General features: G+C 36.0%; 9 protein-coding genes. 2 read left to right on the plus strand and 7 right to left on the minus strand.

The window, feature by feature from the left end; all coding sequences use genetic code 11:
- Positions 1–567: 567 nt before the first annotated feature.
- The 7 genes from Q3Y49_RS18190 to Q3Y49_RS18220 all read right to left on the minus strand — a co-directional run bounded on the left by Q3Y49_RS18190 (position 568) and on the right by Q3Y49_RS18220 (position 11,395).
- Positions 568–1,350, minus strand: coding sequence for a hypothetical protein (locus tag Q3Y49_RS18190; RefSeq protein ID WP_303270065.1), 783 nt, complete (start codon positions 1,348–1,350; stop codon positions 568–570).
- 349 nt (positions 1,351–1,699) lie between these two features.
- Entirely contained in the window at positions 1,700–2,107 is a 408-nt protein-coding gene (locus Q3Y49_RS18195; RefSeq protein ID WP_303270066.1) for a UPF0158 family protein, read from the minus strand.
- Positions 2,108–2,348: 241 nt separating this feature from the next.
- Positions 2,349–3,200: a tol-pal system YbgF family protein gene (locus Q3Y49_RS18200; RefSeq protein WP_303270067.1), complete on the minus strand. Its 852-nt coding sequence runs from the start codon at positions 3,198–3,200 to the stop codon at positions 2,349–2,351.
- A 211-nt stretch (positions 3,201–3,411) separates the two neighbouring features.
- Positions 3,412–4,059, minus strand: coding sequence for a hypothetical protein (locus tag Q3Y49_RS18205; protein WP_303270068.1), 648 nt, complete (start codon positions 4,057–4,059; stop codon positions 3,412–3,414).
- A gap of 223 nt (positions 4,060–4,282) precedes the next feature.
- The gene (locus tag Q3Y49_RS18210) at positions 4,283–5,041 is read right to left on the minus strand and encodes a hypothetical protein (protein ID WP_303270069.1); all 759 of its coding nucleotides are present in this window, start codon (positions 5,039–5,041) and stop codon (positions 4,283–4,285) included.
- A 284-nt stretch (positions 5,042–5,325) separates the two neighbouring features.
- Positions 5,326–10,332 carry a putative type IX secretion system sortase PorU2 gene (gene porU2 / locus Q3Y49_RS18215; RefSeq protein WP_303270070.1) on the minus strand — a complete coding sequence of 1,669 codons (5,007 nt, stop codon included), beginning with the start codon at positions 10,330–10,332 and terminating at the stop codon, positions 5,326–5,328.
- Positions 10,319–11,395 carry a putative type IX sorting system protein PorV2 gene (locus tag Q3Y49_RS18220; RefSeq protein WP_303270071.1) on the minus strand — a complete coding sequence of 359 codons (1,077 nt, stop codon included), beginning with the start codon at positions 11,393–11,395 and terminating at the stop codon, positions 10,319–10,321. Before Q3Y49_RS18220 ends, porU2 begins: the two co-directional genes overlap by 14 nt.
- Before the next feature lie 792 nt (positions 11,396–12,187).
- On the opposite strand from Q3Y49_RS18220, the gene Q3Y49_RS18225 reads away from it, so the two are divergent.
- Positions 12,188–12,550, plus strand: a complete 363-nt coding sequence (locus Q3Y49_RS18225; RefSeq protein ID WP_303270072.1) for a PadR family transcriptional regulator — start codon at positions 12,188–12,190, stop codon at positions 12,548–12,550.
- Positions 12,551–12,604: 54 nt separating this feature from the next.
- Entirely contained in the window at positions 12,605–15,088 is a 2,484-nt protein-coding gene (locus Q3Y49_RS18230) for a PspC domain-containing protein (RefSeq protein WP_303270073.1), read from the plus strand.
- The last annotated feature ends 73 nt before the right edge of the window (positions 15,089–15,161 follow it).

The raw sequence follows: 15,161 nt of genomic DNA on the forward strand, positions 1-15,161 counted from the left end.
TTGATGAAATCACTAAAACGCTGTCCGGCAGGCGGGTGATGAACCTCCCGCAAATTGAAACTAAGCGCTGATAGCTAAAAGTAAATCAGTTGTGATCAACGACACTAGCCCATTTTCTTCCCTTCAGTTACGAGGAAATCGAGCATGATTTGCATAGAATTGTGCTCTGTATGACTCGGGAGATTATAGAAACTACAAAGAAAAGGGCGTTTTAGGTAAAAGTAAAGTTTGCTGGCTAGGTGTACGGGTCGAAATCGTTACATCTAATTTTAGGTACAGTGATTGACTGGAGAGGATGGCTATGAAAAACATTTCTTGGGTAAAGCAGACATAATGCTTGCTAACGCCAACCTAAAATGCGTTTGCCACACCTCGCTGACGAAGTACTAAAGTAGCAAAGCCAAACCATAACTACAATTGCAAAGCAGTAAAAGGAGAGAAACACTTTGACTGGATTCTCTTTAAATGAAACTAAATGTTTGGCTTTGTGGCGATGTACCTCTTCACTTTGCTAAAAGCAGTAAGCAAATGCATTTTTAGGTAATGTTAGTGATCTTTTTAATTTCCTTACCAATATTCAATTGTTGCATTATGAATTTTTTCTTCCTTCGCAATAAAGTCATATTCTATTATCTTGCGTAGATAACCATCTCTTCTGTAAAAATGCGTTTCATTTATTAGCATGTATGTTGGAGAATCTAAGCGCTTAGAATAGGAGGCGGTTCGAAAATGTCCAGTTTCATTATAATTAAACCTTAAACTATCCCTGGTCGAATTAGAATAGTTTGTTATTGTCTCGTAAATTTTACGTTTTGATTTATCATAGGAAATGTCTTTTCGATTTATCAACTTATTAGTGCTGTCAATTTTTATGTAAACTTTAGCAGATAGCAACAGAGAATCTTTAAATGTTCGTTTTTCATAACCTAAAAATTCACCTTTAGAATTAAGTGTTGAGATCTTTAAGGGTTTACCAAAATCATTCCTGCTGTCAATTACATAGCGTGAGATTAATGTATCACCGTCTGAATAGATTCTTGTCTTGATTAATACATTATCAGCGTATTCATGGAATTTTTCAGTTTTGATATTAGGCTGTATTTCAGAGTATTCATATGCAACTTGATTGTTATTATACTGCTTAATTCCGAATCCATAATCTTGGGCATATACTGAACTATCATAAGTCAATTCACCAGCCGAATCATATACTTCTAATTTTTCAAATTTTGCAATAGTGGAATCTCTATCCTTATAAGTGATTGTCCACACTCTTTGCTTGATAGTCTCATTATCCTTGTATGAGCAAGCAACAATTACTATAACAATGTAAGGTAAGATTTTCTTCAATGAGACTGCTTTATGATCACTAACGCCTACATAAAACCTGTTTGCCTATGTAAGCTATGAAAAGCTAAACTAAGCAATTTATGCGGTTTCCACCAAGGCACAATGTTGATTAAAGTGATGCTGTCCCAATACAGCGAGTCCAGTGGGTCGGTAAAAAATGGTCCGCCCGATGATGGCAAGTAGTTGAGTTAACTGAATTACTATAAAAGCTGGCGAGCCCTACAATGTCCAGGCCCCCGTTGATGAAGTAGCCACAAAGTGAAAGCATAAATTGCTGGCTACTTACTACAGACTTTGCTACAGGGTGCTGAGCAAATAGGTTTTATGTTATGTTGTGCACAGTGATTTACTATTCTGCTATCTGCTGTCTGACCCAGTCCATCATGGCTGACTGCTTGAATTTATACCAGTCGTCCAGATAATTTAAGTACTGAATTTGATGCTTAAAATTCTGAAATGGTTTTGGCTGAGCTAATGTATCTACCAGCTTTTCAGATATTGTTGTGTCCTGTATTGAGTGCGCAAAATTAGCCATGACCTTATAACTGTCACGACTGTCCATTAGCTCAAATCTCATGAAATTATTACTATCTTTCTTGATGTATGAGATTATATCTTTCCATTTGTCGGGGTCAAAAAATGGAGAGTCAGGGTCTGTATGATGTTCTATTTGCCCTGTCTGCTTATGGAAATAGCAAATTTGTCCTGCATCTAGGAGGTCAGCTATTTCTGCTATATGTTTGTTGGATATCTTCACTTGCTCAGAGTAAGTGTAAAGGATGTGACTTTAACTTTTGTAAAGCATATCCCTTTAACTTAGTACGACATTGTGCACAACGCCAAGCTATAATGAGTGGGGCTTAGAAAACACTAAGCTTGCCATTTGCACACAGCCACAGCAATTAATAAATTTACACATTGTGGCTGACTTTCCAAGTGCTGCCAAAACTTTCCTGACTGATGAAACCCCATTCATTCATAGGTGATGTTAGCTTCTTTCATTTTTCTAAATATTTTTCAAAAAGCGGATGTGTCCTTATTACCTTTTGCCATTTTTCTTGGTTGTTAAGTTCTAAATTTTCTTTAAATTCTGGGTTTCCAATTGCAAAAAGACTATAGTCTAAAACTTCTATTTTTTTGCCTAAAAATTTGATGGAAGCGTTGTCCTCATCCTTAATATTTAACGATTCGTACGCATTTCCTATAATTTCCTTTAACTCTTCTTTCGAATATTGTTCTTCTAGTACTACAGTAAGAGTTTCAATTATGGATTGATTACTTGTTAAGCCATTGTCAAACATATAGGGCAAAAGCTGATTAATTGCTTTCTTAGTTTTTCCTTGTCCATGATAAAGTTTGGCATAAGATTCGGCTGTATATAGACGGCTTGCCATCATTTCATTACCTCCAAAGTGCTTATATTCATACTTTTTGTCAAATAGTTTAATGTATTTTTCTGCCTTCTCGAAGTCTTTAGCATTTAGATAAATTTCTGCTAAATGAGAAGCACTACGATGTTTATATAAAGTATATTGCTCCATAAGTCCTCCAGCTTCGTCTTTTTCAGTGAAATCGGATGCTAAAATTTCTTCGAAAACTAAGATAGCTTCATCGTCTCTGTCAAGGTCTCGAAGAATGTAGCCGATATTATATTTTGCTCTTGGAAATAAAGGAGATTTAGGATACTTTTCTGCAAATTGTTTAAATTTCACCAAGGCAGAATCATACTCTTCGTCATAGTAGATATCTAAGGCTTCATCAAACAATATTTGGTCAGGGCGCATATCCGTCTCTTGTCCAAAAATTGGCAGATATATAAAAATGGCTAATAGTGTGAATATAATTTTCATTGCTGAATTGAAGCTAACGCCACTGTATAAATTCGTGGCTGATTAAAAGTATAAAAATTTGCTTTATCTACCGAGGCAATCCGCAGGATTGGCTTGTTAATTTAACTTTTACCAATAAGGCAATCCTGCGGATTGACGGGCTTTCTACAAAGAGCTGGATGAACAATAACCTACTAACAGCCATGATTTATACAGGATGTTAGAGTGCGTATTATTCGATTCCTGAGTATTTTATAGTTCTTATACTGTCTAAATGGGTAAGCTCAAAATGGCCACCATCTTTGATTTCAATTCTAGATGTAATCGAGTCAATCTCATAGGTCGTACTATCAGAATAATAGTCAATGATTTCAGTAGTGTAAATTTTGGTTCTAAGATATTCTGTAGGTGAAATCGTTTTGGTATACATGTTTGTACTTCCTACAATTTCAGTGTCTCCAGCAGCTTCAAGCAATTCTCCCCAGTCGTCAGCAATAATTACTTTATCAGCAATATGAGAATCTTCATTTATGGTAAGCAAATGGATTCTATTCCAATGATCAGCATTAGTTCTAATTGCGACTACTTGAAAATCATTCACTTTTGGTTGAATTGAGTAAAGAGAAGCCGAATATAGTCTATCACCATCATTAACGAAAGGAACGTAACTGTCTGTCCACTTAAGCATGACAGAATCAAGTTGATATTTTTCGTCCAGCTTATCCCTTAATGTTAAAATGGTCTTGTTTTTAAACTGAGCATCTAAAGATGATTCTTTTGTCTCATTAAATGCATTTTCAGTTTGCTTATCCTCAGTCGCTGAATTATTGCATCCTGAAAGAATGAGTACTGCTAAAATTATTATTCTGGAAATTCCCATTTTGATTGGTGGTTGATGCACTCTAACACCACTGTATAAATTCGTGGCTGATTAAAAGTATAAAAATTTCAATTAACTACCGAGGCAATCCGAAGGATTGGCTTATTAAATTAATTTTTCACAAATAAGGCAATCCTGCGGATTGCCGGGCTTTCTACAAAGAGCCAAAGGAACAATAACTTACTAACAGCCATGATTTATGACAGGATGTTATGCTTATTTTTTACCACCAATTTTCTTTTTCTAATTCTCGCGCTCTTTTGGTTTTAGCTTCGCTAGGGTCTCCGTATTGATCAAGATAAGTCTGCCAGCCCTTATTAAGATATTCCTTACTTGGGAAAAACTCGCCAGCTCCATTATCAAGATCACCGCTATTAGGAATTCTGTAATCACCCCAATTGCAGATATATTCTTGCCCCGAATTGTAACTTATCCAGACTCCTTCAAATTGATTATTTGAAAATCCATCTGCTGCTAGCATCATACCATCATATTCAACCTTTTCTTCCTCATTCTGTAACCAGCTAGAAGTAAATTGTCCTTCGAATTTTCCAGAACCATTGTTTTTTGTGTCTTCAAAAAAGATATATTTACCAGTAATCTCTCCACGATTGAATTCTGGAAATTCGTGTCTTTTAAATTCAATAATTTTGTCAATAGCAAGTTTGCCTTGAAATACTGAAACATTGTCTTTGAGTTTTGTTTTTCCATATACGAAATATTCTAATGGATTTTCTTGGTCCTGAATTACAGAAATGAAATGCACAAAGACTCTTTGATAATTGCCACCAAAATATCCTATTGGCTCAACCCGATTGTATTTTTCCCTTCGATTGTCCGAATAAAACTCATCGCCTATAAATACAGGACTAAAGTCTAATTTTTTATATTCCACTGTTTTATCAATTGAATTATTAGTCGTCTGGGCAAAAGAAGATAAAGCCAAAAATAATAAAGGAAATAGAGCTAAAATTTTATTCATTGTATGAGTAATTAAGCATAACAAGTGAATATAGTCACCCCCTGGTGACTATATATACCTTATGTCAGGCAATCTAATAAATTAATAGTTAATAAGAAACCTTTAAAATTGACCTAAGACCAATATTAAAAGCTGTAATCGTAGATCAATACGTTTAATAAACGTTTAATTCTACACTTAAAATGAAAAATATTTTTAGGAAGAAATAGGTTAATCTAAAGTCCTTTTGCTCCAGATGGATTCGCAAAAACGAAATTCGACTGGGGATCAATATTATAATATCATCACCTCAAGATATACAACTTCCCGTAGCCCTTTGTAAAAGCCTTGTCTCCCGCTGTTGCTCTTTGCTCCATAAAAGCCCCGTCTTTTCTCACTAAAACTCTGTAGAGGTAAACTCCATTGGCTAATCTGTCTCCAAACTCATCTTTACCATCCCAAGCATAATCGGTGATATTATTTCCAATATGGATAGGTCCTATTTCATCTTGCAATATCTCCCTAACTACCCTTCCTGTCACGGTTAATATTTGAATTTTAATTTCTTGCGGTAGCTCTGTTCCTGTTAAAGTAAAAACGAAGCGTGTACTAGTGGAAAATGGGTTAGGGTATGGATAAAAATTGGTGATGGTAGAGGCGTTAACTACTTCAAAACGCACTTTGTAGGGTTCTTCCCCGGCCAAATTTTCACTGGCGTCAGTAGCATTGACGCTCAATTGATAATTACCATCTTCCAACCCATCGGGTTGGAAATTAACTGTAAAAGGATTCTCTTCGCTAGCTGGTAGCCATTCGATATTTGGATTTGAAAAATTGAGCCTTTCATCTATACATTCTTCACAATCACTTCTCAGTTGAATTTCAACTCCGGTAGTATCTGTTTTATTGATCAATGTATTTTCATCCTTTAGCTTAATCTGTATAAATGGTCTTGGTGACACTATGTCTCCATCCAATATTGTAATCCCATCGAAAGTAACTTCTACCAACGGAGGAAGTGAATCCTTTTTTACGTTGAATAAGCGATTGTAATTGAGAAGGTTATTACTAAATCGCTTTTCAGAAAATGGTCTGTCAAAATTCACATTCATAGCCAGGTCGTTTTCTCCTACTTTTCCCCGAGTATTGACAGAAATTGTAAAACTGGTATCAGATTTCGCCTGTAGAGCTGGTATTTGCTTATCCTCATTATAGAAAGTTCTTGATTCTCGATTGAAAACCTGCCTTCTAAATTCAATCGGTTCTTCAAACGGATTTGGTGTCACATTAAATAATTGAAAAGTTTTAGTAAACTCTTCTCCTTCCGCTAATTCGTGAACTTGACGAGCATTTTCCGCAGCAGGTATCAAGACCGCGTCCGGAACTTCCTGAAAAATCGTCTGCCAAGCCGAGAGTTTCGCTGGACTCAAATTATCGGAATCGGAAAGTGTTACTCTCATGCGTAATTGGGGAAAGCGGTTTGCATCCACTGAGGAAATATCTAAGGGTAGAATTGCATCAGAAAATAATAAGCTTTGAGTATTAACAGTATCGATCCCAAAAACATCTAAGCGAATGTTATCAGATGCTTCCAAATCAGCAAAAACTGCAGTAATGGAATTCCATGATTTTGCGGGTCCAATAATTCTAGACAGGATGGTGCCAGATTCAAAACGGGCTTGAATGAGATCCTCCAATAATAAAGTCTGCTCTTTGCTAGCTATTGAAGAGGATTGATCTGCAATAACTTCAGTACCGTTTCCAGCGCCAGCCCCCTTTCTTCCGAGCAAGATATAAGGCTCTCCATTTTGTAGATTATCAATGGCTGAAGCAGTAGCGCCTAAATCCAATAACTCAGCTCTATTATTAGCTCTTAAGACATTCCAACCAACACTATCATAACTACTTAACAGCACAAAATCTCCGGCTGGTAATTCGTCATAGTACTTTCTGAAATACTGATCCGGCTGATTTAATTGACTATTCCTAATTTGATTAATCACCTGAGGTCGAATTCCACAAGACAGAGGGTCCAAAACATCAAACCCCCCATTCGAAAGTATTACATAGGGGACTCCAGAAGATTTATCAAAAGCAACCAGATTAAGTGTATTAACAGCGCAAGGTCCTAGCTGACTACCGGATGTTGCATATTCATTACCATCAATTTTTATACTAAGGTTATCATTACTACTATTTCCTGGCGCCCTCATTTCCAGCGTTAATGTATTTTCTTCAAAGCTCCAACTACTATTTTCTATTGTTAATCCTTCAATACTATTTTGCAGGATTTGAGCTTCACTGCTTTGCTTCCAGCCGCTTGGTAAAGAAGAGTTATAGACAAAATCAGTAGTCGTCCATTCATCTAATTCTCCTACCTGTGGATTAGCAAATTTTGTTCTCCAGAAATATACTTGATCTTCTTGGTCTAACAATTCAACATCCCACTTTGCTATTACCCTGGCTGTGAGTCTTTCCGATTGTAAAAATGAACTACTAAAGTTTGATGTTGTGTCAATCTCGAACAGAAAATCTCTTTCAGGTGATTTTAAATCAATTGATTGGGCCGTTAATGTGATATTCTGCGAACTGATAAGGCCATCGTCATATGGATATAAGTTTAAGGTAGTTCCTAAGGAAATAAAAAATTCGACTTGAGCACTATTATTGTTTTTACTAATCTCAGCTATTTTACCAGCGGGGTCAATTATTACTTCAAATATATTTTGCCCAAAACTTTGGGGCCTGTCATTAATTACATTAACCTGCACAGTATCTTGATAGGATACGGACGAAACGTATTGAGTATCTTGTACAATAACATCTCCATCTGGAAGAGTTCTTTTTACTAAAATAGCTATTGAATCTTCGTTAGTAATTCCGTAATTCTTTATAATCACATCGATACCAAATTCAGGTGTCAGTGCATCAATTTCGTTTCCGTCCAAGGACACAACTTCTAATGAGGCATCTGTAATTTCATAATCAGGCTTTTCAGCTGGAAATAATTTGTATGCAGGATCGCACATTAAATTCATTTGCTGGGCCTGTGATAAATAGAGCGGAGCAGGATTACTACCAAAAATGGACAAATACTGGTTAGTAATTTCTCTATGTACAATTCCAATAGGCTGATTAATCAGGCTTGAATCATTATATGCTTTGGCGTAAAAAACGTCACTATATCTTTTTAATTCATTTGAAAATCCTAAATATGCATGAGCTAAAACACCAGTTGCACCTTTATTTGCTGTATTCACCCAGTCTTCTCCAAATGTATTGGCATTTTTGGCTATTTGATAAAATGCACCTGCATCACAACCATTGATCAAAATAAAAGGGTACTTACCTTGATTATTATATCCTAAATTTTGATCAGAAACCCTTCCGATGTCAATGTCCGCTGTATTAGGACTAGAATGACCAAAGAAAGTGATTAAATTCAGACCTTGATTGACTTGATCTGCAACATTAATAAATTCCACAACCTGGGTTGTTTCTTTAGTAAGGTTCGAATAGTCACCACCTATGTATGGACTGGTTTCATAATTTGCAAAATCATTAATATAGTTAATAAATCTGTTGACTTCCGAGAAAGAAACTCCACCACTTAAATTAAGAAAATGCTTCCTTCTCAAATCATCAAATGGCCTAGCTTCCATCTCCTTAATTTTGTCCAAATAATTGGCTACGATTTGACTATTATGAGCATTTAATCTTCCAAAAGAAATGGATGCTCTGTTATTTTCCGTAAGGTTAAATCCAAACAGATTATCAGAACCGGGAGATCCTGCCGTTGGCACAAACTCGTTGTACAAATTATCAGTGATATCACTTCTTCTATGATAATTATGAAACCAATTCATCCCTTTGCCGACCAAGAAAATCATTTCCGCTTTCGTATTTTGTACCAAATATTCTGTAAACTGATAAATAGCATTAGGAGAAATTTCCCCATGATTAAATTGATTATAAAGCCTTAAAATATCCACTGTCAAGGTATCATATCCTCCACCCTCACTTGAAGCTCGATATGACGAATAGGCTCTGACAGGATCATTGTAGTCTCCACTTGCTTTCATTAACTCAGGGTGGCTTATGACTACATAATCAGGATTTATTTCACTGAAATCCCTAAAAGTTACTTTCTCTATTTTTGGAGTTATAAAATTCTGGTTTTGAAGATATATTTTGGTTTCACTAAATGTATTTTCAACTACTGTATTAATCTCAGCTCCAACCCTATTAGTCCGCAATAATTCAGGCGCATTAAAACCGTCTATTCTATAGAGACGGGCACTGCTATTAGTGCTAAAAAATCTTAGATATGAAGAGCCGGAAGGATTGGCATTTAAAGTAAACTGATTCCCGGATTCATTCTCAACATTAGTAGTTCTTTGATAATCAAGTTTTATGTAAGAGGCAGAAATTCTGTCGGCCCCTTCGGCTTGTGGATTCAGCTGAACAAGCATACTTCCATTACTGTTAATATCTGACCATTCTAAATCTGCAGTGAAAACTTCATACTCATAATTCTCAAAATTGACTGTTCCAACTGATCTCAAATTACTCTCTGTTGGCCCCACCAGCACCTCCGTTTGATGTGGTCTCATATTCCGTCCTTGAATGAGTACTTCCAAATTAGGGATGGAAGCGGATGTATTTGCTTGCCTGATATTGCTTACTGTAAAATTTGTAGCAGTAGTAAAAGCCGTTCCTGTCCAGCCCTCCCCTAAATCAAATGCGGACTTATAAATATCACTTTGAGGATCATAGCGCTGTCCTCTATCCCCTTGGTTTGTATACAGCTGAAGCTTGGATTGCTGAATAGATTCAACATCAGGTAAATTCTCAGAATTGTTAATGATATTTCGCTCTATCATCCTTTTTCCTGAGCTCCCGTCCGAACGCCATGTAAGAAAATAAGCAGTAGTATCTGAAAAAAGATTGTAATACTGATGAGGTTGATGATCTGGATTTTGATATAAAGGAGTATCAGAAATACCATCATTAGCTTTTCCTAAGAATTGAATGGCATCTCCCTGGTCAATCCTACCATCACTTTGGCCACTAACTCTTATTGCAATTTCTTCTCCCCTATGGTACATTCTGATAGCTCGAGCATCAATAGTAGATAACGGTATTCCAACTTCTAATAAGTCATTGTAGTCGAGTTCAAAAGCTGCATTAGTACCTACTGAAATTTTGTAGTATGATTGATTGAAATTAATCCATGCCTGGGGACTTTGTGCCCAAGATAAATGGGAGAAAACAAAAAACGATATGAATAATAAAATGCTATTTTTTCGCATTCCAATTAAAAATCATGGTGAAAACGTGAGAATAAAGTGACTCAGAGCTATTCCCTAAATCTGTGAATGCATAATCAATCTGTAAAACCTTATATTTGAATCCTACACCAATATTAGCCTGACCATTCCATCTTTCCGTGCCATTAAAATTCTTTATTTTTTGCAGATTATTGCCTCCAAACCTCAGGAAAGCCATATTATCGTAACCTAATTCAATCCCAGCTCTTGGGTCAACTGAAAACTTCTCTTCGCTTATATAAGCATTTCGTTCACCATCAAAAGTCGCGTCAAAGTTAACTTCTGCCATAATGGAAAATTTATAGGGTAACTTTTGAGTATAAGCTGATCCTAAAACCAATCTTGGAACCGCCATTTCCGTGGTGTTTTCAGGTATCTCATTATTAGTTTGAGTGTATATATCTTCTATAAGCGTTATATTGTGATACCAAGTCGTAAAAGTTCCAGTTACATCTCGGGCAACTAAACCAACATCTAAATTCTTCCATTTATAATGAGCACCTAGATCAAAACCAAAGCCCCATGCCTTAGCAAATTCTCCCACTGTTCGGTGGATTACTTTTGCATTGGCACCAAATGAAAGCCCGTCCAAGAACTTTAAATTTCGCGCATAAGAAAACTGAAAGGCATAATCCGCGGCAGAGAAAAATCGAATATTATCATAATTCAAGGCTCCATTGGCATCATATATAAAACGGGTATCGGGAATATCATCCACTCCGAAGCGAATCAAAGAAAAGCCCATTTTGCTATCTTCGTCTATGGAAGTGGCAAAGCCTAAGTAATCATAAGCTGCAATTCCAGCGAAATATTCTGCATGCATTAAATCCAAAGAATGATCTGTTTTAAGGCTACTTAACTTGGCTGGGTTCCAATATCCCGCAGATGCCCCTTCAACAGACGCAACTGTTGCACCACCCATTGCGAAAGACCTTGCACCCACTCCTATCGCCAAAAACTCATTGGCATATTTAGGCTTAGAAATCTGTGCGGAAACTTCAAACGAGAGCACTGATAAAAGAAATATGTAAAGCAGTTTTTGCATCAATTCATTTAAATCCAATCAATTATCAAAATTAACAAATATCCTTTGAAATTTATGTCATTCCCCTTCTATTATAGTTCAAAAAAACTAAAAGGCCGTCTTTGTTTAGCTTGTACATTTATAAAAATCCGTCCGGTTTTACCAAACTGCAAATGTAAAATGATAATTCCTTTCACGATTAAATCAAGTAAAAACCTAGTCGCTTTCATCTCCTCCTAAGGTGAGGTATTTTCACTTATGCAAATACTACCTTCACTTATTCACCGTACAGATTGTTATCGGTGGAAACACCTGAAAATGCGCTAATTTATCCTGCCTTTGTCTTTTCAATACCTGGCAGGTTTGATTTCTGTGAAAAATCACTCAAAAGTTCATACTAGCTATCCTTTGCCATTTTTACTTAAATATATCATCATGGCTTTCGGTCGGTTTGCCACCGACCGAGGTAGATTCCATGGTGGCTGGCAAACCAACAATTTTGGAAATCTTTTTTAATTCTCCAATACAAGGGACCAGGTAAAATTAACGCACTACAACCATCTAACGAGCTGTTCACAATCGTACACTTCTTAGAATAAATTGACCTCTATTGAACAAATTGAGCAACTTTGATAAATATCTACTTTGATACAACAAATTATTAAAAACAAAGCTAAGTCGATCCAAACGCACATTTCAAGCATAAACCTTAGATTTTCATCAAGCTAGAAAAGAAACTGGTACATATCTTGGCATAGCAATATCATAAATGGAATAAAACCCATGATTATACACTAATTAAAGGATAATTTTATGATAGCAGAAAAGATAAAAGCACAATTACGCACCGGGGTTCTGGAGTATTGTGTAATGCAGATTTTAAGGAGAGGTGAAGTTTATGCCTCAGATATCATCGATGAACTATTAGAAGAAGACCTCATCAAGGTAGAAGGCATTATTTACCCCTTATTGATGCGTTTGAAACATGAAAACTTAGTTCAGTATGAATGGACAGAAGCGCAAAATGGGCTGCCAAAAAAACACTATCAATTAACTGATAGCGGGCAGAATACCATCAAGGCATTGGATGAAACTTGGAGTGAGATTAACAAATCAGCCAGAAGGATCAAAAAAAAGACCGAGGAGCAATTGAAATCATCTAAAGAAGAAAACTAATTGGTAATTAATTTCTCATTACAATTAATCTAAAAAAATCTTAATTTTAAAGCAATGAAAAAGAATATAAGTATAAATATAGGAGGCATAATATTCCATATAGAGGAAGATGGCTTTGACAAGCTTAAAAACTATTTGGATGCCATCAATCGATACTTTTCTGATTTCAAGGACAGTCAGGAAATCATCAATGACATAGAAAATCGAATTGCAGAAATATTTTTGGCTAAACTTAAGGATGACAAGCAAGTCATTGATCTCGAAGATGTAAATGCCTTAATGGTCACTTTAGGTAGCATCGAAGATTTCCAAAAAGCAGAAGAAACAGATGAAGCTTTTGAGGAAAAAACCGAGGAGCACTATCAAAGTCAAGAACCTACTGGGACAAAAAGATTATACCGCGATACAAAACGATATATTTTTGGTGGAGTAGCTGCAGGTATTGCACATTATTTCAATATAGATGTATTGTGGATTAGATTGCTGTTTATTATTGGCTTTTTGGGATTAATCCCATTTCAGCCAGTTTCAGTATTTATTCTGATTGCCTATATAGTAATGTGGATTTTCTTACCAGCAAATCCTGAATTACAAGAAGACGAAAAAGTAAAAAAGCTCTATAGAAGCCAGGAAAATAAAGTTATCGGTGGTGTAGCCCGTGGTTTAGCTGCTTATTTCGGAACCGATGTAGCGGTAATTAGGATTTTGTTTGTATTATCACTTATTCCTGGAGGAGCTGGTTTGATCATCTATTTGGTACTTTGGTTTATTACGCCTTCTGCCAAAACGGTAACCGAGAAAATGCAAATGGAAGGTACTCCCATTACATTGAGCAATATTGAAAAGAATATTAAAAGTAGCTTAAAAGTTGAAAATGGGGAGGAATCAACACTTGTGAAAATATTATTATTCCCATTCCGCTTGATAGCGATTATTATTAATGGATTAGCAAAAGCTTTGGGTCCTGTTGTAAATTTTATAGTTGAAGCGGCCAGAGTAGTTTTAGGAATAATTTTAAGTTTGTTCGGTTTAGGACTAGGTGTGATAATTATAGTACTACTATTCGCCTCTCAAGGAATATGGTTTGAATCTTCAAATATCAACTTCTTTGACATCCCCAACGAAATGATAGCCAACACTTTTTCCATAGAATTAGTCATCGTCAGTTTCCTATTCTTGCTTATTCCTGCATTATTCATCATGGTTTCTGGAATTAGTGTGATGGCTCGTAAGTGGTTAATGAACAGAACTGTGGCATTTTCGCTTTTAGCAGTATGGTTTTTAAGTACGATAGCAGCGGCCATCATCATACCTACAACAGCTATGAATTTTAGAAATGATGGAGAAGTTTTTGAAACCTACGAATACAATTTAGAGGATAAAGTAGCTATTTTGAATTTGAAAGAAGTCGGTTTTGAAGATTATGATGTGACCAATCTCAAGATAAGAGGCTACGAAGGTGATAAGATAAAACTGGAGAAAAGATACAGAGCACAAGGCACTAGCAGAATAGATGCCGAAAAGAACGCTAAAATGGCTTACCACAATGTGGAATTAAAAAATGATAGTATTTTATGGTTTGATTCCAACATTCAATTCTTAGAAGACGCGGCCTTTAGAGCACAAAGCTTAAATATGATTTTGTATGTTCCTTATGGGCAAGAGTTTGAAATGCACAGGAAAATGCGCCATATCCTTCGAAATACCATCTACATTAATGGTTATAATGTAAGTCAAATTCATAATAACCGTTGGATTTTCGAAGAAAATGAAGGATTGAATTGCTTGACTTGTTCAGATACAAAAACCAGAAGCAGGGCTTATAGCAGTACAGATTCAGATCAATTTTTTGCCACGCCCTTCGACTTTTCAAGTGACGCCTATGTGCGAACTTATGACATTGTTGATTTTAGTAAAGTTTCGGCAGCCACCGGAATATTTGTTGAAATCAAGCAAGGAAACGGCTATGATTTCCAAGTAGTAGCAGAAGATGAAGAAGATTTAGAGGAATTCAGATTCGAATTAAAAAATGAGAGATTAAAGGTCTATTTCAATAAAAAGGATTGGGATTGGGATATTTTCTCCGGTGATTCTTGGAATTGGAAAGGCAATATTCCCGAGGTAAAGTGTATCATTACAATGCCTGAATTAAAGGAGTTAGAATCATCTTCGGCCGCAACAGTACATATCTTAGGGTTTAAAGGTGACAAACTAGATTTGGATGTTAGTTCAGCGGCAAGAGTCTATGCTGAAATCGACTATGATCTGTCAAATTTAGAGGTCTCTAGTGCTTCAAAAGCTTACTTAAAAGGAAGCTTAAATTCAATGAACCTAGACATCAGTAGTGCAGCTAAGGTGCAAGCATTCGACCTTATCGTAAAAAACGCAGAAGTAGATGCATCAAGCGCTTCAAAAGTAGATATCCATGTCACCGATTATTTGGACGCCAATGCAAGTAGTGCTGCCAAGGTAATATATCAAGGTCGCCCTCGATTAGAAAGCAATAGTAGTAGCGGTGCAAAAGTTTCAGCTGATTAAATTTTAATTAGAATTCATGTGATGTCATTTAGTCATCGCATGAATTCCATTCTTAGTTACTAATATTCCACAA

The sequence above is a fragment of the Marivirga harenae genome (genome assembly GCF_030534335.1).
GTDB classification, from domain to species: Bacteria; Bacteroidota; Bacteroidia; order Cytophagales; family Cyclobacteriaceae; genus Marivirga; species Marivirga harenae.